The following is a 24,545-nucleotide window of genomic DNA, read 5'->3' as shown; positions in this document are numbered from 1 at the left end:
TCTGAAATCCCTGCTTTAGCAGCAGCAACAACTTGGCTATTTCGTTTTCTATGAGTCATATAGATAGTGACCTGTTGATCCGTGATTCGTGTTCCCGGCACAGTGAACTCCCTCCGTTCTGCTGTACCGAACCTTATCAGACCAACCGGCCAAGATAATTGTCGCTAGACCGGCCACCGTAATTGTCGCTCAATACTGAATTGGCGATGAATAAAAGCATGACAACGTCGACATACCCAAATACCGTGCTCACGCATGTAGGATCGGGAAAAGCGTTTGGTGAACCATTTGTTGTTATGGCAGGTTTTGGGGATCAAATGATGGAAGGTCAGCGGCCTTGGATGCTGACACAATGCACAGGGCGTTGAAGAAGGCGGTGAGGCAGGCATACAGTTAATAACACTTGAAAAAGAAGGTCGCATTGATAACTGCGACCCTCGTGACCAGCATCTGGTTCAATTACGCGAAGTTGTCACGCAAATATTCAATAATGTCGTCCGATTCATACATCCACTGGGTTTCGCCACCTTGGTCAATGCGCAAACATGGCACCATGCCTTTGCCCCCTTCGGTTTGCAGCCGCTGCCATTCTTCGGCGTTAGCGTTCATATCCACCAGTGGAATATCGAGCTTGAGCTCTGTCATGACTGCACGCACTTTATGGCAAAAGGGGCAGTGCTCTTTGTGATACAAGCTTAATGCGTTTAAATCAGCCATTATGTTTCCTTTTTTGATTAAAGATGCAACACCGACTTCAGGCGCTGCTTGTTAATTTGTCCGTTAATGTTGGCATGGCTGGTTTAAATATTCTAGGCCTTGATGGCGCAGTCGCCGTAATCACCTAACTCGAGGAGATACAATATCCGCTTTATAGTGTATACAGTCGATGACTTGCCCCCCTACCGATGTCCATTGAGGCGCCATACCGCAGACTAAAAAACCGTTTCTGCTTAACACTTTCTGAGAAGCATCATTCGTGGTCGACACCATAGCATTGAGTGACTGTAAACCATGCTCACGCGCGACCTCTAGTGCATATTTTACGGCACGAGAGGCCACGCCTTTCCCGGTTTGGTTCTCTGCAATGCGATAGCCTAACGAGCCGGAACCTGATGCTGCATCAATTTGGCTGATATTAACGCGACCAATAATAGCTTGGGTCGCGTTAGTGATCAGCATGGGGATGTGTTCGTTCTGCGCGTTAAGGGCAAGTAATGACTCAATATGTTCAGCAACGCCCTCGAGGCTATAAAAGGCATCACCGCGACTATTGACGAAGGTTTCAAAATAGGTTCGATTAGCCTGCTCAAACGCGAGTAACGCCTGTCGATCATGGCGCGTGAGTGGACGAACTAAAAGTTGCATAGCCTCTCCGATCAATCAGGCCCATGTTCAAACTGCTTCAATGCCTCATTGACTGTATGCCAAGGGGCTTTAGACGCGATATGAATATGAAAATCAGGCGCATGACGCGGCGCAGTGTCAAGAATGCCGAGCCGAATATTAAATAGCCCTTTCTTCACTTTGTGTGAGAACAAACTGGACCACAGTGGGAGCAAAAGGCGAGTTCCGTTTCATCACTTTTAGGGTAGTAACGGATCTCTGACTCACCCGCCAAAATCACCACTTTACTCTGTTCAATGCCACCCACGGATGAATAGTCAGCGCCGGTAAATTTACGGCATTCGGAGCAATGACAATTCCCCATATAAAGGAAGGCATCTGGCAATGTAAGACGGACACAACCACATAAACAGCTCGCGTTAAGATCAGACATAATGACCTCTTATCTAATTTATTAGACTTTATTGTCTACCTACATCCAATAAAAAACAATTAAAACGCTGTATTTCATCGTCATACAATCTATTAATTTTCTTCAGAGGGGGTTGCTGCTTTTATTCTCCTATTATTTACAGTGTAAATTCATTGACAACGCGCCGATCTAACTAGGCGTCTGGCGAAAAACACTCACAATCCTGACGCGTCACTGAACACATAGTGACATTGATCACATAAATTATTGCAGTTTGATGAAGCTCGCCGTAACATCGACCTAATAAATATTTTTGGGACAAAAGTCACACATAGAATATGTGACACGCGCTACGGACGGGCAGATCGTTTTATCTAATTGAGGCTGATATGACATTACCACGATCTTCATGTGCTGCACGTACGGTACTCAAAGGTGCCGGACAATTTTTTGCCATCGCCCTTTACCTGGCTGGTGTTGCAGGCATTGTTCATTACAGTGTTGCGTCACATAATGTTGCTTCGGAATCCTCATTGATTGAGCTCTCCCAACTAATACTACTCGCCGCAACGGTATTTACCTTTCGTCGTGTCGCTAAGCTAAGCAAACCCCTTCATCACGCCGCTGGGCTAATGAGTGCATTTTTCTTAGTGCTAATGATCCGAGAGCTGGACGCCACACTCGATATAGTGATGCATGGCTTTTGGAAATTCCCAGCATTGGTCGTGACGGGACTCGCTATTTGGCCCACATTGAGACACTGGCGCGAGACCATGACTAGCCTAGCGCACGCCGTTCACGCAAGAAGTAGCACGGTTTTAATGATCGCGTTAGCGCTATTACTCGTGTATTCCCGTTTATTTGGTATGGGCGAATTATGGGAACAAGCGATGGGCGAGATGTATGTGCGAGATGTGAAAAACATCGCGGAGGAAAGCACCGAGTTAGTGGCGTACTCTCTCGTTTGGCTCTCGGCTCTGGGTTACCTTGTTGAGGCAAAAAAGCGGAGTTTTGTGGCAAAAGTTCAGCCATGCCCAACGACGATTGAAAGTGATATATCAGCTTAATCATTATTTAACCCAAACATCTATCTTCTTTTGACGTCGCCAGTGGGCGACGTCGCTGCTTAATGCTAATATTGAATAAAGAGCATAGGGAGTCCGTCGTATGACCAGAATATTTTTTGCCTTTATTATCCTTGTGAGTGCATTCGCCCACGCCACCATAGAAGATAAACCAAAGGCCGAACAGCTAGTGACGGGAAAGAATGAAAACATCTGTAAGTTAACATTTAGCCAAGAAATGATCAGCCAACAAATGACGTTCAGCAACCAGGCAAACAAGCAAAATATCCGTCGGATTGCCGAACGCAAGATCGCAGCCGCACGCAAAACATTTGCCGACACCGGTAGCTATTGTGATGCCGCAAACGTGTTACAGACATTTGAGCCAGACTCTCTCTCCGGTCAAAATGGCGACGCCCAATTTCGTCAATGACACACTCTTGGAATCCCCAGATGTTCCGCTCCTGCGCTTCTCGCTCTCCCCTCATTGATACCTCCCCATACACCTTGTATTGACTGTGGTACACTTCCACCACGTATCAACAAGGGTTACAACGATGAAAAAAACGCTATTGATTTTAGCTTTGGCAGCGACACTGGTTGGCTGTGATAACGATGAAGTCGGCGATGTGAGCTTGGGGATGTTCACCATGAAAGATATTAAACTCAACCACCTTGTCGATCCTGTGGTAACCGGCGTGACCTGCCATGTGGCGTCTGTTGAGGCTAATTTGAGCTTTTCTGACCCGAGCGATAGTGCAATTGCATGCCGACAAACCGGCGAGATCACACCCGAAATGCTTGCCAATATTGATAAAAGTACATCTGGTGAAATCGTGTTTAGAAAATCAAAAAGTATATTTTTTAAATCTATGAAAATCCGTCGTATTTTCGATGCTAAAAACCAAACGATCATGTATTTGTCATATTCGACCAAAGAAACGTCAGGCAGCTTTAAACATAGTCTTTCGACAGTGCCGCTATGGGGAACCCAAGCGTATCAATCTCAGCCACAAAAGCAATTAATAATCTAATGCGTAACAGCCTTTATCAGCGCCCTATGAGCGATCTTTTATGAATACAGTACAAACACAAATGGACGCGTGGCTGGATGATGTCGTGATCGGGCTAAATCTCTGTCCATTCGCTGCCAAGCCTCGTCGCAACCAACAGATCCGGCTAGATATTTGTCATGCCCGGGAAGATGACGTTATCCTAGAAACCATCTATCGTGCGCTAGTCCATCTTACACAAACAGACGCGACCGTCACCGATACCACCGTGGTCGTGGTACCCAACGCCCTATCAGACTTCGACCACTACCTTGCATTGGTTGAAGCCACCGATGCACTGATTGATCATTACGGTTGGCGCGGTAAGTTTCAGGTCGCGAGTTTTCATCCCGATTATTGTTTCGATGGCTGCGAGCCGGATGATAGAGAAAACCTCACGAATCGCTCCCCGTATCCATGCTTTCATCTCATTCGAGAAGCGAGCATGTCGCGGGCGCTCGAGCATTATGGCCAAGATCCAGCACTTATCCCCGAACGCAACGTTGCCTGCGTTGAGGCGCTGACACCCTCTCAACGTCAAACACTGTTCCCTTGGATAAACGATGACCAAGACTGAATGACGCGCTACGTTTGACTAGGCATTGAAGTTGATAAGTTATTGCTCTCCTTTGCTGTGGTAAAAGTCGATCCCTGACTAATTTTGATAACGAAATGGATAAGAATACAAGACACAGTTGGCATTTCCGATGTCATCGACTTGTTGATTGATGGTGCGCATCCAAGGATACAAGGAGAGGAATAGGGAGTGAGTATGTCTTACAACAGATTTGAGGCCCCAATTGGCTGTGTCATATTCGATTGCGACGGTACGCTGGTTGATTCAGAGAAGCTATCTCATCAAGCCCTAGTGGAAACTTTCGCGACGTTTGGCGTCCATATCAACTTACAAGCGTCTCTCGATCACTTCGAAGGCGGTAAACTCACGGATGTGCTGCAAAAAACGTGTGAGCGTAACGGCGTGCATATCTCTATCGATCAACTCGAACCGCGGTTTAGACAGCTATGTCATCAGTATTTTGAAGCGGAGCTACAACCGGTTAAAGGCATAGAAGCATTGATTAAAGCCCTTAACCAGCAACGTATTGATGTCTGTGTCGCATCCAATGGTCCCGTTGAAAAAATGGAACACGCATTGTCACTCACTAAGCTACTGCCTTATTTTCAGCATCGCCTATTCAGTGCCTTTGAGACCAATAGCTGGAAGCCTGCCCCCGATATCCTTCACTATGCCGCAATGAATATGGCCTGCCCTCTTGAACAGTGCATCTTTGTCGATGATACCAATAAAGGGATCCAAGCAGGGATTAACGCGCATATGCGTACTGTCCATTTTAACGCGAACCCCAATGTGCGGACCACTGATCACCCTTTAGTCACACGCGCATTCAGTATTGAAGACTTATTTGCCCTTTTGTGCTGATGCGCTTCCCTGGTTTGTTGCGCCTCCACACAGTACGACCGCATGTTGCCGCCACCACTCTTGATCAATACGCACGGTTTGCCACGTTTCTGCTTGTTGGATTTGCCAATAGCGTGTCACTTTCAACGCCGGCGTGCCCGGCGCGACCTCTAGCGCCTCTCTTTGCGCCGATTCCAGCGCTTCCCAAGCACTTGACCAGCTGACCTCACTCAGCGCAGTCGCCCGGTTAGTCAATGTCGCCTTGTCTCCGGCCTCCCACACCGTAGGGAAAAAGTCAGGGTGCAAAAACGTACGTACAAACCCCACGGGTAGCTGCTCAATACACACGAGGCCTTCACCTTCAAAAACCTGACCAAACGGGGGAAGTTGCATCTGATCGCTAATCGCTGCATCAGCCATTTTTTTGTTTGAGTTAGCCAAGCAAACTGACCGTCATACGGAACAAAATATGAGTGCCAATCGCTTAGCAGAGTCGGATCATAAGGACAAGGCGAGGGCGCGACAAACCAGCCGCGACGATCGCGACGATACAAACGTCCCTCGGCTTCTAGTACGGCAAGCGCCTCGCGTAAGGTCACGCGCGTGGTCGAAAACGTCTCCGCGAGTTGCCGCTCCCCCGGTAACTTTTTACCTGGCGCCAGCAGCCCGCGATCGATTTGAGCTAATAACTGTTGGCGAATCGCCATAAACTGCATCATCAAAGGTCACATTCACCTGACGTTCATATTTTGGTGTGATCTGTATCAACTTGCTGCTAAAACCTGGCCATAATGCCCAAGAATCAAGCAGTGATTAAGATAGAATCGCCAGTCTACTTGTAACCGGAGCAAAGAACAAAAGAGGTACGGCGATTTATGTTGGCAAGGCGTGCCAATATCGACAAAAGAGGAAAACTTCCTTTGATGACGTAAAAAAGGGAGCGGTAGCACGCTCCCTTTATTAGTTTGTACCTAAACCGTCAGACTATATAGCTTATGGCATGGTATCTAAGCTTTTCTCATAGGATTCGTATTGCTTCAATACAGACTCACTTGGACCACCTGTCGCTTTACTCACGATAATGGCGCTCAAGCCGCAAACAAGAAACCAGGAACGATTTCATAGAGGTCGAAAATACCACCAGAGATCTGTTTCCACACAACCACGGTAATCCCACCGACAAGAATCGCCGCCAGTGCACCATTACGGTTCATGTCACGCCAGAAAAGACTGAGCAACAGCGCAGGACCAAATGCGGCACCAAAGCCTGCCCAGGCATATGATACGAGGCCCAGAACTGAGCTATCGGGATCCATCGCTAACCCAAGCGCGACCGCAGACAGCAAGATAACCGCACCACGACCCACCATCACCACTTCTTGGGTGGATGCGTCCGGACGGAAGACTTGCTTGTAAAAATCCTCTGCGAGGGCGGAAGACGATACCAAGAGCTGAGAATCCGCGGTACTCATAATCGCAGCCAAAATTGCCGCCAATAGAATACCGGCAATCACTGGATGGAACGCCGCGTTGACCAACAGCATGAAGATTTTTTCACCGTCAGCTAAACTGCCTGACATGTCGTTTTGCACATACAAAATACCCACTAAGCCGATCAAGACCGCACCAAACATGGATAACGCAGACCAGCACACGGCAATGCGACGCGCCGTGGTGATATCTTTATTGGAGCGGGTGGCTTGGAAACGGGCCAAGATATGTGGTTGGCCAAAGTAACCTAAGCCCCAAGCTGCCAGAGAAGCGATACTGACCCAGGTAAGCGGCTCACCCTCCACATCACGCCATAACGTCATCAGCTCGGGGTTGATTGCAGCCACATCACTGCCCAACTTGAAAATACTGCCGTCCATAATAACAAACGGCACGACCAACAAGGCGGCAGCCATTAAAAGGCCTTGCACTAGGTCAGTCCAAGATACCGCTAGGAAGCCACCGAACAAGGTGTATGACACCACACAAATCGTGCCAATCACCACCGCAGTGGTGTAATCAAAGCCGAATACCGTAGTGAACAGTTTACCCCCTGCGACCAAGCCTGAACTGGTGTAGAAAAGGAAGAAAAGCAAAATGAAGAAAGCAGAGATGGTTTGCAGTAGTTTTGATTTATCCTCAAAACGGCGAGCAAAAAACTCCGGTAACGTCAGCGCGTTGTCAGCTTCAATACTGTAAGTACGCAGGCGTTTGGCACAAATTAACCAGTTCAGGTACGTACCTAACAGCAAACCGCCCGCAAGCCAAAGTGATTCCATTCCCGCAGCGTAGGCATAGCCAGGAAGGCCAAGCAGCAACCAACCACTCATATCTGATGCCCCTGCTGACAGCGCAGCAGGCCATGGGCCTAACGACCGACCACCGAGAAAGTAATCTTCGGAGTTAGATGTCCGTTTGTAGGCATACACACCAATGGCGAGCATCATGATGAGATATGCCAGAAAGGTTGCACTGATGGCATAGCTATTGTCTATCATATGTGTCCCTCAATTACATGGTCCCAGTTGGGGCCATCTCTGGAAAGTTAATGTTCACCACTACCGAGTTCCAGAAGCGTGGCATTACCACCTACAGCAGTGATATTTATGGTTCGGGTGCATTCGGTCACAAAACGCAACACATAGTCAGGGCGACCAATCACTGGGTACTGCTCAGTGTCGGTTTCCGCAACCAATGTCGCAATCACACCCTGTCGCTGTGCAAGCTGACGATTGACATCTCGCACATGTTCTTTGGTCCCTGTTGTTGCTAATCCAACAACGTGCGGATGCGCTAGCAAGCCACTGAGCGCGTCAATACCCACGCGCATAGCTACTCGATCTGGGCATCCGGCTTTAATAAGGTCGGCGAGTACCGCATCGACCTTATCTGCGTGAGTGTCCTCAACACTCACGACCACACAATTACCCGCCACCAACGCAGCCGCTAACTGACCACACAAAGCAGCTGACGTCAGCACAGCATCACCCGTAATGGCGACCGTTCCTCGCCCTGCCGTGTACAGCTCATTCGTTTCACCGGTTGGCCCGGGTAATTCGTGTACTTTATCCAGCAAACGCTGGGCGCTTTCACACTGAAAACGAATCATCTTCGCTGCCTTGGCAAAATCATCGCCGCGGGCAGCCACCGTGTCTGACCACAGTTGTAACAACGCAATGCGACCGGCGACAGTTTGATCATTCCAGTCTTCCCATACCGCTTGGCACTGATCTAAAACGCTATTTAATTGATGCATGACACTTCTCCTGATCTTGATATCAACCGGCTTATTGCACGTTTACTGATGCTTGTGTAAAGCGATACAGATAGTGTGGTCCACCCGCTTTAGGCCCTGTACCTGATAAGCCACGACCGCCGAACGGTTGAACGCCCACCACGGCGCCGACCTGATCACGGTTTACGTAGCAATTACCGACGCGGGCACGGTGTTCAATATGCGCACAAGTCGTTTCATTGCGGCTATGTACACCCATCGTCAGCCCAAAGCCTGTTTGGTTGATGTCATCAATCACCTTGTCGAGTGCATCCGCACGATAGCGAACAATATGCAGAATGGGACCAAAATGCTCCTCATTCAGTTGGTCAATACCGCGGATTTCAAACGCCGTTGGTGGGACAAACGTGCCTTTCTCACAATCTGCAGAGAGTGGAACCTGCGTGACCAACTTACCGCTGCGCTTCATTTGCTCAATATGTGCAAGCAACTTGTCTTTCGCCGTTTGATCAATCACTGGCCCCACATCGGTTGATAGCCGCTCTGGTCGCCCCACAGACAATTCAGCCATTGCCCCTTTTATAAGGCCGATGACGCGATCAGCAATGTCTTCTTGGATATAAAGCACACGTAACGCCGAGCAACGCTGGCCTGCGGACGCAAACGCAGAACGCAGTACATCGCGCACCACCTGCTCAGGTAACGCCGTACTGTCCACTAACATTGCATTCTGACCACCGGTTTCCGCTATCACCGGCACCGGATCGGCATCGCGCTTCGCCAAGGTGCGGGTAATACGCTGTGCCGTCGGCGTGGAGCCTGTAAATGCGACACCGGCAATACGGGTATCTTCGGTGAGAGGCGCACCTACCACTGGACCACTGCCAGGCAACAGTTGAATGACCCCAGCAGGATCCCTGTGTCTAACAGCAACTCAATCGCGCGATAAGCAATAATGGACGTCTGCTCAGCCGGTTTAGCCACGACAGTATTGCCGACGACGAGCGCAGCACTGACTTGTCCGAGGAAAATCGCTAATGGGAAGTTCCAAGGGCTGATACACGTAAAGACACCGCGTCCCTGATAAGTCAACGATTGTGCCTGTTCGTCGAAACCTTGATAGCTCAATGGTGCGGCTTGCAACGCGTTTGCCTGCTCGGGGTAGTAACGTAAAAAGTCGACCGCTTCACGTACTTCATCAATGCTATCGTGGATGGTTTTGCCTGCTTCACGATGGCAAATCGCCACCAGCTCACCCAAATTTGCTTCCAGTTTATCAGCAAGGTCAAGTAAGTACTTACCACGCTCGCTGACATCGGTATCTCGCCATTCAGGATAAGCTTGCGCGGCAATATCGAGGGCATCATTCACCTGCTCAGCGGTTGCCCAATCAACGTGACCCACGGATTCATCATTGTCATAGGGGGCCGGTATCGCGTGTGTGTCGCCTTTCAGGCGCTGGCCGTTAACAATAGGACCTGCCTGCCACTGATACTCACCCATAAAAGGCGCAACGCTGTCTTGGAATGGCTGCCATTCTGATTCAATATCAGTTGCTACGCCTTGCGAGTTTTTACGTGAGGGGCCAAAAATATCTAGCGGTAATGGAATACGGTCGTTGTGCAAGGTGTGATTCGCACACAGGGTGTCCACTGGATCGGTGATCAAATCATCAATCGGGCAGCGCGCATCGACCAGACGATGTACAAACGAGCTATTAGCGCCATTCTCTAACAAACGACGAACTAGGTACGGCAACAAATCTTTATGGCTACCGACTGGCGCATAAATGCGCACGTCAGTATTAAACAAGGCCTTGGCGTGGTTATAAAGCGCATCGCCCATGCCGTGTAGGCGCTGGAACTCAAAGTCATTGTGTGTCGCCATGCCAGCAATCGCCGCTATCGTGTGGGCATTATGGCTGGCAAATTGCGGATAAATCAGGCCGCGCACATGATCACTGAGAAGGAAGCGTGCACAAGCCAGGTAAGAAACGTCTGTACCCTCTTTGCGGGTAAATACCGGATAACCGTGATGCCCAGTTTGCTGGCACAGTTTAATTTCGCTGTCCCAATAAGCGCCTTTAACTAAACGCATCGGGATCACATCCCCTTGCTCTCTCGCCAGTGTGGCTAGCCAAGTGATCACTGGGAGCGCGCGTTTTGAGTAAGCTTGAACCACTAAACCAAATTTACCCCAGCCTTTCACCACAGGGTCGCGATAAAGTTTTTCAAACAGTGCAAGCGAGAGTTCTAACCTGTCCGCTTCTTCAGCATCAATGGTAATCGCAACCTCTTTCTCTCGTGCACGTTTCAACAAGACTAAAACGGTCTCAAACATTTCCGTCATCATACGGTCTTGGTTCGCTGCTTCGTAACGAGGATGCAGGGCAGACAACTTGATCGAGACTGACGGTGACGGCCCTTGATAACTGGCTTTGGCCTCGCCGACTGACTCAATCGCTTGTAAGTAATCGTTCAGATAGGCTTTGGCATCCTCTTGGGTTAATGCCGCTTCACCGAGCATATCAAACGAGTACGTAAATCCATTCGTGCGCGGACCTTCACCGTTTTTCTGTGCTTCGTCAATGTCACGCCCGAGCACAAACTGGTGTCCCATGATTTTCATCGCTTGGTGCATCGCTTGACGGATAACAGGCTCTGACATTTTGTTCACAAGGCGATTAATCACCGACGCCGGTTTACCTTCGGAGCTCTCATCCAACGTTACCACCTTGCCAGTCAGCATTAATCCCCAAGTGGAAGCGTTAACAAACAAGGAATCAGAATGGCGTAAATGTGCTTTCCAATCAGCAACACTCAGTTTGTCACGGATTAGCGCGTCAGCAGTGTGCGAGTCGGGAACCCGCATAAGCGCTTCGGCAAGGCACATCAACAAAATCCCTTCCCGCGTGTCCAAGCTATACTCCAACAACAGCGCATCTATCATCTGTACGGCCTTCTTATCAGCACGTACCTGCTCAATTAACTGGGTCGCTTGACGACGTGTTTGCTCTCGCTCACTTTCCGAGGCTTGTGCGAGCGGAATGAGTTCTTTTAACCACTCACTTTCGTCAACACAGTAAAGCGGAGAGATTTCAGACCAAACCTGCGCTAATGAGCGCTCAATAAACGAGGGCTGCATAGCATCGATGGCTTTAAACATAGGGATATCCTCACTCACGTCCTCCCAAACTCGGGCAGGAAAAATGTTACGTCATTGTTACTCTGCGATCGATTCTATGCGTGGTCTATCAGTAAGGTCTTACAAAAATCACCGGCATTATTGCAAAATCCTCCGACAATTAACAAACAAAGCGCTCGATCGCCATAGAGACGTAACAAATAACATGCAAATGGTCGATGTGATGAGCGGTAGATTGGCGATAGCCTTCGGTTTAGGCTGTGCCTCTATATTTAGCTGGTGACATGCCAAAATAGCGCGAAAAAGCGTTAGTAAACCCGCTTTGGCTAGAGAAGCCACAGCTATCGGCAATTTGAGCCATAGTCAGATCACTGTCTTTGATTAACTGCTTTGCCACCGCAAACCGTTTATCTAGTACATATTGATGCGGTGTGGTTCCAACTTGTTGCTTAAATAGCTGGTGGAACTGGCTTTCTGCTAGAAAAACACTGCCTGCTAATTGAGCAACGGTGATCTTACGGCTGATATGCTGATGAATATAACGATCGATAATATCCATGTTTAAGCGATGCCCATCGCGACGGGGAGAAACATGATCACGAAAATGCCGGTGCAACACGCACATTAAGGTATCTGCACAGGCACGGCTGAGTAGTAAATCTAAAGGGTTTGCAACCATCTCTGCCGATAAAGCCTTGATCAGTGTTTGTGCATGGATATCAAGTTGAAAGTAAGGTTCGCGAGCAAATAAGCGCGCAATGTTCTCATGCATCAACGCATGTCCTGACCGCTCTGGTACAGGAAGGTTAATCACCAAAATTTCGTTTCGGCCCACCCCAGTAAAGGCATGTTCTTGTGATTCCGCAACCAAACAGCCCTGCCCTGGGCCAACAAGACTTCCTCGTCCACCAACATCAAACTCCGTTTGTCCCTGCAGGCCAATGACAACTTGTTTATAGTCATGGCTGTGATGGCACTGTTGCCTTGGTAAGGCAATCACTTCTGAAACCTTAGGTGACGCAGCCATTAGTTTCCTCCCTTAATCGCTAACCTCTTGCCTATCGCCCCTTGACTTGCCTTTATTCTGGCACGCTTCTCCCCCATTCGCGAATGTGATCAGTCATCGATTGCGAGAAACTCACGGAACAATGATCAAGTAGTGTATTTATTACGGTGAATGTCATTTTGACCCTGAAAATGCGAAGGATCGCTCATGTTTTAACGCTTGATCATCAATATTCCACGATTCTTCATCTAAAATAACACGCTGTAAAAATGAATAAATCACTTAATAACAACGATTTAAATTAGGTTCGATGAGGATTAATGTCTCTTGATCATCGTTTCGGCGCGATCAGATACGATTAATACCTTGATCATTCTTCCGTTTTAAGCAGTCATCATACAATCTTATTTGAAGCATGCGACCGCTTAAGGTAATCTTCATAAACCTAAAACCATGAGCACAGTTGCACCGATCACGTCGCAGAATGCTGACTGCCGTCAAATAATTAACACGGTTTGCGTGGCAACACGGGTTTCCGTGATAGTCTACTTTTTGGACACAGGTATTATTATTGCGACATGCGTAAGCAAGGGAACTATGACAACGAAATATATAAAAGCGTTATGCTTAGCGCTCCCTCCCCTACTGCTAACCGAGTTGGCGTTCGCTGAAAACGCGTCTTCCGCTGATAATCTCGATCCGGTCAGTGAGTTGGTAGAGAAACTCCGTGATAAAGAAGAGTCACTGGCGTCTCGAAACGATGAACTGGCTCTGCAGCAGGCGAAGTTGGACGACCTTCTGGTTAAGCGCGCGACGTTAGAAGATGAGCTGAGCAACCTGAAACGCAAACGAAGCAATGCGAAAGCAGAACTCGATGCAAAATTTCAGGATTTGATTGCCGATCCGAGCACAGATATCAGCCCGTATCAGCAGGCCTACCAACAAGCATGGCAGAAGGTAAACGAACAGCAGCAAGACCAAGCTGCCAATGAAACCGCGATTATTGAGCAGAAAAAACATCTAGCGAAGCTAGAGCGTGAACAGGCGTTACTGGCGACGACATTAGAAAACTTGCATGAAGCAATGCGCGAAGCGCGTGCTGAGCGTCTGCGTAAAGAGTTAACTCAGAAGGACACCATCGAGGTTGTCCATAGCTTAACTTGCTCACCAAATATGACATTGTCTGCCTGTGCAAACCAAGGCAAGACACTGACCATGCAGAAGGCTATTCGTGAGTTTCGTGGCCAAGTCACTAATTTTGTCACTGAGTCGAATGCCGTAAAGCAAAATATTGATAACGTGGCGTTCAATATTCACGTGACAAACAGTGAGATCGTAGACGCTGGCTTTACTGGCGGGACCGATTATACAACCCGTATCAGAGCGGAGTTGGTTAGCCGTCCCGATAAAACCGCTTCGTGTCGATTGCTTGATTTAGAAGACAGATATTGTGTTGAAACCACACAAGCACAGAAGCAAGCAAAGCACAAACAACAGGCAAAGCGTTGGGTCAACGTGACCATCCGTTCTAACCGTTACGATGACAATGTAACCATCAACGATGTGACCTATGGCAGTACGCCGGTCGAGCTGATGTTACCGGTTGGCAATCACGAGCTGACAGTAACTAAACCTGGCTTTATCCCCTATGATCGTGACGTCTATCTAGGCAAAGATCAGGTGGTATGGGCCAGGCTTAAAGAGCAGCCAAATCAACCCCCAAGTCCAGGCAAAAAGTTTACCGACCCTGTTGCAAAAACCCTGGAAGCACCGCAAATGGTCGTCATTGGCGCCGGTGAATACAAAGTGGGCCCTGATGCGCGCGAAAACGTGGCAATTCAGCAGTCATTTGCAATCGGAGCAACGCCTGTCACCGTCGAGCAGTTTGATGCGTTTGTTGCTGCATCTGGGTATGTCACAGCCGCTGAGCAAGGTAATGGCTGTAATACACTGGTCAACGGTGAGATTAGCCAACGTTTAGAATCAGATTGGCGTCAACCTGGCTTTGATCAAGCGGCCGATTCACCCGTTGTGTGTGTTAACCAAGACGACGCTAACGCCTATGTTGACTGGCTCAGCCAAAAAACAGGAAAACATTATGCACTTCCTAACGAAGTAGAATGGGAAGTCGCAGCGCGTGGCGGCACTGACAGTGATTATTGGTGGGGCAATGATATTGGCGTGGGTAACGCCAATACGGGATGGAGCGGCACGGTCTGGTCTAACGATCGTACTTCTCCCGTCAAGAGCTTTCCGCCTAACCCCTTCGGTATCTATGATACGGCAGGGAATGTCTGGGAGTGGGTAGGCAGTGACACGCCTGTTGCTCGCGGCGGTGCTTGGAATTTTTCTCCCCAGCGTTCACGTGCTTCTGAGCGTTTAGAATTGGGCGAAAACACCAGTGCTAACTACCTTGGTTTCCGGGTAGTTAGACAGATAAAAACGCGCTAACCCTACCATAGGCTAAAACGCAAAAACGTCGCTGAAAAGCGGCGTTTTTTTGAACAAGGAGCGGTATAAGAATCTTGATATTAAGTAGCTTCACTTTTTGTCAATAGGTCAAATCCCCCCTACCCAACGTCCAATCTTCTGGATATAGTAACCCCTGTGAACGCAATTTGTCCCGATAGACGCGTTTACATTCGTTCCTAACACTGTTAGGTGCAGTCAGATAGCTGCCTCATATCAACTACCCTCATGATTTGAGTTAGATATCTAGACAACCTCTTCTACACGTCGTACAGGATAACTCTCTTTAGGGAAATCTTGTCTTTGCCGGCTTTATGCCGGCTTTTTTTTATGCTCCAATAACTTGTCGACTATTCACTATCGACTCTGAATCGTTAATCTCATAATAATAACAGCGCGTCGGTAAGCTATATGAATCACCCGCTTTCTCCTGTGCCTCCGGCTTTGTCTATGCTTGAGCAATTACCCGGCTGTTGGGGATGTAAAGACAAGCAATCTGTGTTTGTTTATGCCAACAGTGAATATTGCCGCCTCATTGGCCTCGATCAGCCACAAGATTGTATTGGTAAAACGGACTACGATATGCCCAGCCCGACGACACGGTGCGCACATCAATTTCAAGCACAGGATAGTTACGTGATGGAAACGGGGAAGCGTCTTCGTGTTCTCGACATCCACCCTTACGCGAATGGACGCTGGCATGCTCACTTATTTACTAAAACGCCTTGGTATAATGATAATGGTGACGTATGCGGCGTGATGTTTTGTGGCCAAGAGTTAAGTGATACCGCTATTTTGGAAGTGGGTCACTGGATATGTCACGCGGTGACCCACCCGAAAGAAGCGTTAACGGATCATCACCACCACGAACCCCGCATCCATCTCACCACACGTGAGCAGGAGGTCTTATTTCTTCATTTGCATGGTAAAAAGCCGCAGGTGATCGCGCATACCTTATCCGTTTCAGTCAAAACCATCGAAAATCACTTTGCACATTTGCGCGAAAAGTTTGAAGCCAACTCTAAAGCTGCGCTGCTCGAACGCGCACTCGCTCAAGGGTTTGGATCCGCTATTCCAGAAAGTCTGTTAACCCAACAGCTCTCTGTCGTGCTTAGAGATTAATGACACAAAACGACAACAAAAAGGCCAATATATCGCTATATTGGCCTAGCATGCGTGGGTTTAAGGCGCTAAGCGCTCAATGTCCCAGCTTTCATCTTGTTGACGTTGATACAAAAATCGATCATGTAAACGGTGCGCGCCACCTTGCCAGAACTCAATACTCTTAGGTTTCACGCGATAGCCGCCCCAAAAGGTGGGAACAGGAACCTCACCTTTCTCAAACTGCTTTTTCAGCTCTAAAAATTTACCCTCTAAGGCCGAGCGTGCAGATAGTCGTTCACTCTGCTTACTCGCCCACGCCGCAATTTGGCTCTCCTTTGGACGAGACGTGAAATATTTAAAGACGTCGGTTTTACTCAAAGGGACCGCTTCACCGGTAATGTGGACTTGTCGCTCAATAAAATGCCAAGGGAAATGTAAACTAATCTGGCTATTTTCCTTAAGGTGCAGCGCTTTGCGACTCCCTAAATTGGTATAAAACACAAACCCATCTTGGTTAAAGTCTTTCAATAATACAATGCGTTGAAAAGGCTGACCATGCTCATCAACAGTCGCAATCGTCATCGCAGTTGGGTCTGGGACCTGAGTATCAATCGCTTGCTGTAACCAGTGTTCAAACAGATCCATTGGTGTGTTGGGTAAATCATCGCGACGTAATCCCCCTTTTGTATATTCTCGTCGAATATCTGACAAATCCATTGCTCTCTCCCCTTCATTCACTTTTGCTTATTTTGCGCAGGAACGCCCTGATAAACAAGTTGATTTTATCTTTATGTGGCTGTCTCCCAAGCTACGGGCTCTGGCCTTATCGATGCCACCCTATGGCAGCAAACTGTGTGAAACACTATTTGCTCATCTAAACTCTAGGCCACACAGTACGATACGATACGAAGAAAAGGCCGTCGAGATGCAGTATTTTTGATATGACCTTGATATCAGTAAGTTGCGCTTTTTTGTAAAGCCATCTTGTACAACTATGACTCACGTTTAAGGTATGGCAAACTGAGTTTCGCTTAGCCGATTTCAATTATGTTTGGACATAACAGCTCATCAAGTGATGTCACTGCGTCCTACAAAAAGAGAGACAATCAGTCATGAAGCGATGGCACATCATTGTCCTGATCCTGTTTATCTCATTTGGGACGGTTGGACTGACGACAAAGGAATCACGGTGGGTCGATAAAGTCTCTAACTTTTACGGTGAACGTGCAGGCAAACGCGTTACCGCTTGGCGAGGCATGGTCGGCAATAGTCAGAGCTTGTCAGAGCTCGATAAATTAGATCGTGTCAACGACTTTTTTAACCAACTGTACTTTGTGGATGACATCGACTTATGGGGCAAAAAAGATTATTGGGCAACGCCTCTAGAGTTTCTTGGCGCCGCCGCTGGCGATTGTGAAGACTTTAGTATTGCCAAGTATTTTTCGCTACGAGAATTAGGGATTGATGATAAAAAGTTGCGTCTTGTGTACGTTAAAGCTATTCGCCTTGATCAGTTCCATATGGTCGTCGCTTATTATCCAACCCCCTCTTCCGAGCCGGTACTATTAGACAACTTAGACCCAGAGATTAAACGCGCATCGTTACGCCGTGATTTACTGCCCATATACAGCTTTAATGGTAGCCGTTTATGGTTAATGAAAGAACGTGGACAAGGTGAACTAGCGGGCAAAGCCTCTCGGCTTGGACTTTGGAATGATTTGCGCACTCGTGTCGAGTCGCTAAAGATGCAAAAACCGATTAGACAATTTAATAGGTAAACACCGATGACGTTATTCAATCAAATATTTACGTGGATGCTGGTGATTTTTTTCTGCATAGTCCTAGCCGTCTTCGGTATAGAACTGAATACCACACGGAATTTTTTACTGAGCCAGCAGACCTCTGATGTGAACAATACCGTTAATTCAATGGGGCTAGCACTCGCGCCCTACCTAGAATCCGATGATAAGGTAGCGGCTGAATCCGTCATTAACGCCTTTTTTGACGGCGGTTTCTATCGCGAAGTAAACCTTACTTTATTGTCAGATAACAGTGAGATCACTCGAGAATACCCGGTCCAAATCCAAGGTGTGCCGCAGTGGTTTATTGATCTTGATATTTTCCCCGTTATTACTGAAAAACAAACCATCACTAGTGGCTGGATGCAGCTTGCAGAAGTAGAAGTGGTTGCTCATCCCGGTTATGCATATCAACAACTCTGGAAGTCTTTTGTTCAACTTGGCGTAATCATGGCAGTCATCTTTGTCATGGCGTCATTGATTATTGGTTGGCAACTGCAACGCTCTCTAAAACCTCTCGCTCGCATTACAGCGAAAGCAGGGGAAATTGCGAAAAACAAATTTGGTGACCCTATCCCGCTTCCGCCAACAACCGACCTCAAAATGGTGGTCAATGCGATCAATGTCATGACGGATCAACTTAAGCGCTATTTTGAACAACAAGCAAAAGAGGCGGATCGTCTGCGCAAAGCGGCCTATCGCGACGCAGTATCAGGTCTTGGTAATCGTAGCTTTTATATTGCGCAACTTAACTCTTGGTTGACAGAGTCAGGGATTGGCGGAATGGCGCTGATAAAAGTAGACCTCATTAGCGATGCATATGAAAACCAAGGGTTTGAAGCCGGTGATCATGTTGTAGAGCAGTTCGCCGACAACTTAACAACCACGATCATCACTGACGACAACATGACAGCCGCAAGGTTAAATAAAGATGAGTTCGTTATCTTAGCCCCCAATACTGATCCTGAAGATTTGTATGCGTTGGGTGAAAGCGTGATTGCGTTGGTGGTTGAGATGCAAGCAGACCCAACAGAGCTAATACAACCCAAGGTCGCGGTAGGGTTAGCGATCAACGGGCAAGGCAATAGAGATGCCAGTATATTGCTCTCACAGGCTGATAACGCACTCTCACAGGCACGCAATACACCTGAGCACCCTTTGACCTTGATCGACCATTCTATTGGTGATGCGGCGATGGGCAAACAGCAATGGAAAGCATTGCTTCATGAGGCCGTCGCGAATGAACTGTTTGTGTTTAAATATCAATCGGCCACAGACAGTCAGTCTAACCGACTGCACCAGGAAGTGTTCTCAGCTATTGAGAAGAATGGCCACTATTATGGTGCGGGTCATTTCTTGGGTGCGGTTGAACAACTTCAACTGGGTGATATTCTGGATAAATACGTCGTTTCTCATGTGCTCAAAACACTTAGCCAAGATACAAGTGTCGGCCCTCTCGCGGTGAATTTGACCTTGAGTAGTATAACCAACGCATCCTTTATTCGATGGTTGGGTACAACCTTGGATCAACACCGTAGACTTGCCGGCCAACTGCTTTTTGAAATCCCGGAGGGCGCATTTGTTCGCTATGCCGACCATACCGGTCTACTTACGGATCAAATTCGCCAAACCGGCTTTCAGTTCGGGGTCGATAATTACGGCCGTAATTTTCAATCGCTTGATTATCTGCAACGCTTCAAGCCCAATTACGTTAAAATTGATTTCGCGTACACAAGCCATATAGAGGACGATGCGCAAGACAATGTGCTCGCCTCCATTTGTCGCACAGCACATAATCTAAATATCACGACCATTGCCACACGGGTTGAAACAGAAGCGCAACTCGCCCACCTCTCTCAATTGTTTGTAAATGGCTTCCAAGGCTATATCGTCAGTAATACGGACAATGCGAGTTAAAAGCTGATACGCTCGCTAATCGCTCAAATCAAACATCGCGTTACGGAGGTAACGCGATTTTTTTGTGCCACGATACGTCGCCGGGATGAAATATTTACACTGTAAATTGGGTTTACACTGTAAATTAGCGCTAGCTATTTGGCTGGTAGGGTTTCAGCTCTATCGCTGCATTATCATAAAATAGAACTGACGGGCCGTGCTCAGAGTTGATGGAGTGTTTCTCTTCACCAATGGTGCAGTGCACACGATTCAGTAGTGATTTAGTAGCGGTGATACTCGCGGTACGATAAGACGTTGCGATCGTGACATCCGTTTCTTCTATCGCTTTTTCAATTTCCTCAAGTGCCTCAAATAAGTTATCTCTCGTAGAGGAAATACGCTCCACCATCGCCGCATCGCGTTTTGCCGGCGGTAACGCCTCTAGCTTCGCTTCCGCCGCTTTGACCTTATCTAATTGCGCCGTCTTATCTTCCCAGTCTTTGTTCAGTTCAACCATTTGTCGCTTTAGAAGGGGTAACCGAGGGAAACAATGGATATAGGTATGGGCGCCCGCACTAGCCCCCACAATAACAGCCTGAACCTTCTCGCCGACTTCATGCTCTCCCCCCGCTAGTGTCCCTTTACGTTTAGTAGCGTCACTGATCATAATCGACTGACCCACTTGTGTGTGGCAATGCATCGCATGGAGAGTCAGTTCAAGATTTTGATTGACACATAAGGTGGCGTATTGGGCAAATTTCGCCACTATGTTGCCATCGGCGACTAAGATGCAGTTGATGTCTGAGTCCGCAGCAACTTGTCGCCCAATAATCCCGTTTTGAACAATAATGTCTGCGCCTGCGGTGATCGTGGCAGACTCAACCACACCGCCGACGGTCACAGTACCTGACGCTGTCACCTTCATACCGACTTCAACATCCCCTTTTATAACAACACTGCCTTCAAAGTTGACATGGCCGGTATTAACATCGACAACATCCAAACTAAGCGCATCGTCGACCGCAACGCCGTCTTTTTGCAAGCGAGGAATACCTGCTATGGTCGCGATAAGAATATTGGGGTCTTTGTTACTAAACTCACTCCCCTCATGGGCAGCCAACGTCATTGGCTTACCCGGCGAGGTAGACAGTACGGAACCGGTAACCGTAAACCCCTCATAACCGGGTGTTTCTGCAATGAGCTTGGCGAGTGGCTGGCCTTGCTTCACCATCATCATCTCACCAAGATCTCGCATGTCGACCGTTCCATCATCTCGCTCTTTCGGACGACGAATGCGATCGGCGGGGTCTTCAATTAAGTAGACAATATGCGCATCTTCCCCCGCGACTGGCTGTCGGCCAAACGCAACGGGCACATCTAAATATTCACCTGGTTTTAATCGCCTAGACGCCGATAGAAGTTTTTGTAAGGTTGGTTTTTTGATGCCGCGAACAATATTAGCTTCACGCAGTGTCGAAAGGATATCATCGCCTCGAAGCGCTCGCCCACCGCATGCGCCATTGACGATCAGATAGGCGGTCATTTTATCATCTGCAATGCGGGCTTCTATTGTTGCATCACGTCGTTCAGCAATAATAAAGTCTTCTGACTCGCGATCACCATTAGCCGTATTCAGCTTGGTTAAAGCAGACTCAATCGTATCGTCAAAACAAAAGAAACCACCGGCTTGGTGATGAACCAACCAATCCTTAATTTGTTTTTTTTCTACCGGTTGATCACTCGCGTGCTCGGCATTACCGGCCGATAAATACACACGTTGCCCATCCTGAGAAACTCGGAGGATATCGTCTAGCATGTCGCTCCCTGCCAAAAACGCCTAGCGGCTTTATCGATACTGTAATTGGCCGCACGGCATTGCCTTCATCTCGTCATCTAACGAAACATCTCTAATTACCACCAACCTAAACAACGATTAGATTAGCCTACGTCGTGCGTCACTGTCGGCAATTGTCTCATTTATAATAAATTATACAGGTTTAATAAACTTGGGAGCGGTATCACTGGTAAAAACGTGAGCACGATAGGATTTATTTGGTCGAGTACTTAATAGGCTCCTCAATTCCTATATTGGAAGATTTACACTGTAAATCACAGCCGAGTCTTGTTGCACTGACGGCTATGTGTTCATTGAGAGCTATCGTTTTCGTTAAGAGCTAAGTTTACATTGACGGTTATGTCTCTATTTACAGCTTTATTTGCATTTACACTGTAAATTGACACGTTTCACGCTCCCTTATATTTACACTGTAAATTGGACCAAAGGCTTTATCAAAATAGCCTTACTCTCTTACTCTCTTACTCACTAACGTCATGGCGCGTAACATAGTGACGGATCATCGCTTCAGCTTGCTTTTTCCCCGTCAGTCGGTACCGCGCACAGACCGTAGACCACGTATGTCCAAGGATAACTCGACTGACCAGCACATAGAGCGCTTTATCGTCTGGATGCGAAGGCAAAGCTTTAACGTGCTGGCGTAACCACATTTGTAAGCTCGCCAATGAGGCATCAACGCCAACGCCTCCAGCCATCAATCCACGAATCTGTTGGTCCATGCTGTCAATAAGTGGTTTGTCAGGCAAGCCTCTCATCATAGCGAGAACAATATCGACTTCCATGATTTGATGGGTTGTCAACCACTGAACCGGCAAGCTATGACCAAACAACTCTACGCCGTCTGTCAGCCACGCCAATGGCTTGAGCGGCTTTACCATTTGTAAGGAATAACAACCACTGGCTTGGTCTCGCTTTAACCCAAGTTTTATCGGCTCAAAACCCTGTTTAAACCAGAAACGACTTAACCGAGCCGTGGCGCCAAAACTCACGCCGATACACGAAACGTCAACCTTGGCAGCCTCATCGGTCACCACGTCGATAAGTTGCTGCCCTAGGCCCTGCTGTCGATAAGATTCAGACACCGCGATTCTTTCCACCCGCCAAAGGCTATCGTGCAAAATCTCTGGCTTCCCAACATGGGAAGCCAGAGACTGACTCAAAAGATGGCCTTTTAGGCGACGTTGGCCGGCCACAACCGCATCACTCAGCTCAGCGTTAAGGCGGCATTCCTCATTGATCACACACGCAGAGACCAACTCGCCAGCGACGCTTCCAACCCAAACAATGATTGAATCGTCATCGAGTAAACGGGCTAAATCATTCGGCGACGTTTGATAATGAGCAGCAAGCAACAATGCAAATAATGAACGCAGTAAAGGCTCATCACTTAATAGCTGCGAGGGGGATAAACGCTGAACGACGATATTATTCAACTTAACGGCATGCCTTTCGTCGTCACTGCTCATCGATTCGGACTGTTCTAAATCGAGCAGAAACAATGAATTTAGCGCACGTTCGACCGGATCGTTATCGGCCCATCGCATCGGCGCAGTTAATCGCAATGCGCGCCATTGTGGTTGCTCTGTCTCCAGTAACTGTTTAAGCCTAATGGTGAAAGCACGTCCCGTTCCTTCATAGCCATGCTCTGTGGTTGCGATAGCCACCCGACTGTACTGATTTAAACATTGACTCAACATCGGCAACGGGATCGCCGCCGCTTCATCTATCAGAAGAAGATCTGCCAGCGGCGCTTCTTGCAGCAAGGTGTCGGGAGCAATAAAGCGAATCTCACTACCGTGATAATGAATTATCTGGCTTGGGTATGAATATTCAAACTCGACTTAAGATGACGAAACAGCGTGGCGGCATGAGCGGGGGTCGGGGCACTGACTAGAATTTTCCGTGGTCTATCCATCACCAATTGTGCCGCTGCAAGGCCCAATGCCGCGGATTTTCCACGACCACGATCGGCCGTTAACAGTAAGGGACGGCGGCGATGGCCTGTGACCACTTTCTTGATTGCTTCAATCGCATTTTCTTGTCTTATCGCGTGCTGGCGAGGTAGGGGAGACGCATAGGCTGGCCAGCGCTCGAGATGAGACATAGAGAACGCGACCGATTGATCCGCCTCAAGCTGTCTCAGTAGACGCCGGACAGAGGGCGCTAATTGGTCCGTTGGCGCCGCTAGCCGCAAGACGACTAATGCGCCCGCCCGACAACAACCTGCGATAGCGCAAAACGCTTCAGCATTGAACATCGCGCCTACCTCGACCACGATATGCCCACACTCTTGACCTAGTTTGTGATGCGCTTGGCGCCAGCTTAATCCTTGGTCGGCATCGCCAATAACCAAAGCGGGGAAACTCTCATCAAAAGCAGCCAATACCATATCGAGCGGATAATCCACACACACGAGTTGTCGATGCGCGCGGAATGTTGCGGAGTGAATAAAATCATCAAAAAAGGACTTGAGTGTTAACGAGGTGGTTGATGTCCCCATAGGGCGAGTTTCCGTGTTCAAGTTCAGCCGATAACCACGATGATAACATGCAAAAAAAACGACACGCTAGGGCGTGTTGATCTTTCGTGATTGTTTTTTGAACGGCATGATAAGGCGTTATAATCTCTTTCGCCAAAAACAAACTGTAACGCCATACCATGCCGAGACTCATGCTAACTGATAAGCGGTGGCAAAAGCTACTTCAAGTAATGAAGAACACTGGCCGCATTTATAATAAATCTGAACATAGAATG

19 protein-coding genes and 5 pseudogenes are annotated in these 24,545 nt (G+C 48.0%); 11 read left to right on the top strand and 13 right to left on the bottom strand.

Annotation, left to right across the window (positions count from 1 at the left end):
- Positions 1-218 precede the first annotated feature (218 nt).
- Positions 219-368, top strand: coding sequence for a hypothetical protein (locus DZ54_RS25180; protein ID WP_164831556.1), 150 nt, complete (start codon positions 219-221; stop codon positions 366-368).
- A 91-nt stretch (positions 369-459) separates the two neighbouring features.
- Here the strand turns inward: DZ54_RS25180 and DZ54_RS0104855 are convergent, their stop codons facing one another.
- The 3 genes and pseudogenes from DZ54_RS0104855 to DZ54_RS19190 all read right to left on the bottom strand — a co-directional run bounded on the left by DZ54_RS0104855 (position 460) and on the right by DZ54_RS19190 (position 1,777).
- Positions 460-717, bottom strand: a complete 258-nt coding sequence (locus DZ54_RS0104855) for a glutathione S-transferase N-terminal domain-containing protein (RefSeq protein ID WP_025673278.1) — start codon at positions 715-717, stop codon at positions 460-462.
- A 120-nt stretch (positions 718-837) separates the two neighbouring features.
- Entirely contained in the window at positions 838-1,365 is a 528-nt protein-coding gene (locus DZ54_RS0104850; RefSeq protein WP_025673277.1) for a GNAT family N-acetyltransferase, read from the bottom strand.
- An 11-nt stretch (positions 1,366-1,376) separates the two neighbouring features.
- Positions 1,377-1,777 (bottom strand): annotated as a pseudogene (locus DZ54_RS19190) (GFA family protein).
- A gap of 368 nt (positions 1,778-2,145) precedes the next feature.
- On the opposite strand from DZ54_RS19190, the gene DZ54_RS19185 reads away from it, so the two are divergent.
- From DZ54_RS19185 to DZ54_RS0104820, 5 genes are all read left to right on the top strand, one after another.
- Positions 2,146-2,823 (top strand): hypothetical protein, encoded by a 678-nt coding sequence (locus DZ54_RS19185; RefSeq protein WP_025673276.1) that lies wholly within the window; start codon positions 2,146-2,148, stop codon positions 2,821-2,823.
- A gap of 100 nt (positions 2,824-2,923) precedes the next feature.
- Positions 2,924-3,253 (top strand): hypothetical protein, encoded by a 330-nt coding sequence (locus DZ54_RS0104835; protein WP_025673275.1) that lies wholly within the window; start codon positions 2,924-2,926, stop codon positions 3,251-3,253.
- A gap of 124 nt (positions 3,254-3,377) precedes the next feature.
- A complete protein-coding gene (locus DZ54_RS0104830; protein WP_025673274.1) occupies positions 3,378-3,854 on the top strand; it encodes a CreA family protein in 477 nt (158 codons plus the stop codon).
- 40 nt (positions 3,855-3,894) lie between these two features.
- Positions 3,895-4,449, top strand: a complete 555-nt coding sequence (locus DZ54_RS0104825; protein ID WP_025673273.1) for a DUF1415 domain-containing protein — start codon at positions 3,895-3,897, stop codon at positions 4,447-4,449.
- Between the two features lie 195 nt (positions 4,450-4,644).
- Complete coding sequence (locus DZ54_RS0104820) at positions 4,645-5,313, top strand: HAD-IA family hydrolase (protein ID WP_025673272.1); 669 nt, start codon at positions 4,645-4,647, stop codon at positions 5,311-5,313.
- Here the strand turns inward: DZ54_RS0104820 and DZ54_RS0104815 are convergent.
- The 6 genes and pseudogenes from DZ54_RS0104815 to DZ54_RS0104795 all read right to left on the bottom strand — a co-directional run bounded on the left by DZ54_RS0104815 (position 5,293) and on the right by DZ54_RS0104795 (position 12,689).
- A complete protein-coding gene (locus tag DZ54_RS0104815; RefSeq protein WP_025673271.1) occupies positions 5,293-5,733 on the bottom strand; it encodes a UTRA domain-containing protein in 441 nt (146 codons plus the stop codon). The genes DZ54_RS0104820 and DZ54_RS0104815 overlap by 21 nt on opposite strands.
- Positions 5,734-5,825: 92 nt before the next feature.
- A pseudogene (locus DZ54_RS25835) lies at positions 5,826-5,999 on the bottom strand (GntR family transcriptional regulator); the annotation flags it as partial.
- 286 nt (positions 6,000-6,285) lie between these two features.
- A pseudogene (gene putP, locus DZ54_RS19180) lies at positions 6,286-7,781 on the bottom strand (sodium/proline symporter PutP).
- Positions 7,782-7,828: 47 nt separating this feature from the next.
- Positions 7,829-8,539 (bottom strand): aldehyde dehydrogenase family protein, encoded by a 711-nt coding sequence (locus tag DZ54_RS0104805; RefSeq protein WP_025673270.1) that lies wholly within the window; start codon positions 8,537-8,539, stop codon positions 7,829-7,831.
- 31 nt (positions 8,540-8,570) lie between these two features.
- A pseudogene (putA, locus tag DZ54_RS19175) lies at positions 8,571-11,683 on the bottom strand (bifunctional proline dehydrogenase/L-glutamate gamma-semialdehyde dehydrogenase PutA).
- Positions 11,684-11,915: 232 nt separating this feature from the next.
- Complete coding sequence (locus DZ54_RS0104795) at positions 11,916-12,689, bottom strand: AraC family transcriptional regulator (RefSeq protein WP_025673269.1); 774 nt, start codon at positions 12,687-12,689, stop codon at positions 11,916-11,918.
- A gap of 576 nt (positions 12,690-13,265) precedes the next feature.
- Between DZ54_RS0104795 and DZ54_RS0104790 the strand changes: the two genes are divergently transcribed.
- Together DZ54_RS0104790 and DZ54_RS0104785 are read left to right on the top strand one after the other, a co-directional pair.
- Positions 13,266-15,119: an SUMF1/EgtB/PvdO family nonheme iron enzyme gene (locus DZ54_RS0104790; RefSeq protein ID WP_025673268.1), complete on the top strand. Its 1,854-nt coding sequence runs from the start codon at positions 13,266-13,268 to the stop codon at positions 15,117-15,119.
- A gap of 429 nt (positions 15,120-15,548) precedes the next feature.
- Positions 15,549-16,259, top strand: a complete 711-nt coding sequence (locus DZ54_RS0104785; RefSeq protein WP_037330572.1) for a helix-turn-helix transcriptional regulator — start codon at positions 15,549-15,551, stop codon at positions 16,257-16,259.
- A 60-nt stretch (positions 16,260-16,319) separates the two neighbouring features.
- Here DZ54_RS0104785 and pdxH read toward each other — a convergent pair whose 3' ends face one another.
- Positions 16,320-16,958, bottom strand: coding sequence for a pyridoxamine 5'-phosphate oxidase (gene pdxH, locus DZ54_RS0104780; RefSeq protein ID WP_025673266.1), 639 nt, complete (start codon positions 16,956-16,958; stop codon positions 16,320-16,322).
- 395 nt (positions 16,959-17,353) lie between these two features.
- On the opposite strand from pdxH, the gene DZ54_RS0104775 reads away from it, so the two are divergent.
- Positions 17,354-18,019, top strand: coding sequence for a transglutaminase-like cysteine peptidase (locus tag DZ54_RS0104775; protein WP_025673265.1), 666 nt, complete (start codon positions 17,354-17,356; stop codon positions 18,017-18,019).
- Positions 18,020-18,025: 6 nt separating this feature from the next.
- Positions 18,026-19,957 (top strand): bifunctional diguanylate cyclase/phosphodiesterase, encoded by a 1,932-nt coding sequence (locus tag DZ54_RS0104770; RefSeq protein WP_025673264.1) that lies wholly within the window; start codon positions 18,026-18,028, stop codon positions 19,955-19,957.
- A gap of 130 nt (positions 19,958-20,087) precedes the next feature.
- Here DZ54_RS0104770 and DZ54_RS0104765 read toward each other — a convergent pair whose 3' ends face one another.
- The 3 genes from DZ54_RS0104765 to DZ54_RS26640 form a co-directional block, all read right to left on the bottom strand.
- Positions 20,088-21,752 (bottom strand): DUF342 domain-containing protein, encoded by a 1,665-nt coding sequence (locus tag DZ54_RS0104765; RefSeq protein ID WP_025673263.1) that lies wholly within the window; start codon positions 21,750-21,752, stop codon positions 20,088-20,090.
- A gap of 500 nt (positions 21,753-22,252) precedes the next feature.
- Positions 22,253-23,599 (bottom strand): GNAT family N-acetyltransferase, encoded by a 1,347-nt coding sequence (locus DZ54_RS0104760; protein ID WP_276201981.1) that lies wholly within the window; start codon positions 23,597-23,599, stop codon positions 22,253-22,255.
- Complete coding sequence (locus DZ54_RS26640; RefSeq protein WP_025673261.1) at positions 23,599-24,291, bottom strand: tRNA(Met) cytidine acetyltransferase TmcA domain-containing protein; 693 nt, start codon at positions 24,289-24,291, stop codon at positions 23,599-23,601. The genes DZ54_RS0104760 and DZ54_RS26640 overlap by 1 nt, the downstream gene beginning before the upstream one ends.
- A gap of 158 nt (positions 24,292-24,449) precedes the next feature.
- Here DZ54_RS26640 and DZ54_RS24680 point away from each other — a divergent pair.
- Positions 24,450-24,545, top strand: a pseudogene (locus DZ54_RS24680) (IS5/IS1182 family transposase); the annotation flags it as partial.

The sequence above is a fragment of the Salinivibrio socompensis S35 genome, assembly GCF_000513715.1.
Taxonomy (GTDB): Bacteria; Pseudomonadota; Gammaproteobacteria; order Enterobacterales; family Vibrionaceae; genus Salinivibrio; species Salinivibrio socompensis.
The sequence above is the reverse complement of the archived record's forward strand: the minus strand, read 5'-3'. Positions and strand labels throughout refer to the sequence as shown.

Coding starts and splice junctions, on each gene's coding strand:
- DZ54_RS25180 (WP_164831556.1), top strand. CDS start 219: ATGACAACGTCGACATACCCAAATACCGTGCTCACGCATGTAGGATCG.
- DZ54_RS0104855 (WP_025673278.1), bottom strand. CDS start 717: ATGGCTGATTTAAACGCATTAAGCTTGTATCACAAAGAGCACTGCCCC.
- DZ54_RS0104850 (WP_025673277.1), bottom strand. CDS start 1,365: ATGCAACTTTTAGTTCGTCCACTCACGCGCCATGATCGACAGGCGTTA.
- DZ54_RS19185 (WP_025673276.1), top strand. CDS start 2,146: ATGACATTACCACGATCTTCATGTGCTGCACGTACGGTACTCAAAGGT.
- DZ54_RS0104835 (WP_025673275.1), top strand. CDS start 2,924: ATGACCAGAATATTTTTTGCCTTTATTATCCTTGTGAGTGCATTCGCC.
- DZ54_RS0104830 (WP_025673274.1), top strand. CDS start 3,378: ATGAAAAAAACGCTATTGATTTTAGCTTTGGCAGCGACACTGGTTGGC.
- DZ54_RS0104825 (WP_025673273.1), top strand. CDS start 3,895: ATGAATACAGTACAAACACAAATGGACGCGTGGCTGGATGATGTCGTG.
- DZ54_RS0104820 (WP_025673272.1), top strand. CDS start 4,645: ATGTCTTACAACAGATTTGAGGCCCCAATTGGCTGTGTCATATTCGAT.
- DZ54_RS0104805 (WP_025673270.1), bottom strand. CDS start 8,539: ATGCATCAATTAAATAGCGTTTTAGATCAGTGCCAAGCGGTATGGGAA.
- DZ54_RS0104795 (WP_025673269.1), bottom strand. CDS start 12,689: ATGGCTGCGTCACCTAAGGTTTCAGAAGTGATTGCCTTACCAAGGCAA.
- DZ54_RS0104790 (WP_025673268.1), top strand. CDS start 13,266: ATGACAACGAAATATATAAAAGCGTTATGCTTAGCGCTCCCTCCCCTA.
- DZ54_RS0104785 (WP_037330572.1), top strand. CDS start 15,549: ATGAATCACCCGCTTTCTCCTGTGCCTCCGGCTTTGTCTATGCTTGAG.
- pdxH (WP_025673266.1), bottom strand. CDS start 16,958: ATGGATTTGTCAGATATTCGACGAGAATATACAAAAGGGGGATTACGT.
- DZ54_RS0104775 (WP_025673265.1), top strand. CDS start 17,354: ATGAAGCGATGGCACATCATTGTCCTGATCCTGTTTATCTCATTTGGG.
- DZ54_RS0104770 (WP_025673264.1), top strand. CDS start 18,026: ATGACGTTATTCAATCAAATATTTACGTGGATGCTGGTGATTTTTTTC.
- DZ54_RS0104765 (WP_025673263.1), bottom strand. CDS start 21,752: ATGCTAGACGATATCCTCCGAGTTTCTCAGGATGGGCAACGTGTGTAT.
- DZ54_RS26640 (WP_025673261.1), bottom strand. CDS start 24,291: ATGGGGACATCAACCACCTCGTTAACACTCAAGTCCTTTTTTGATGAT.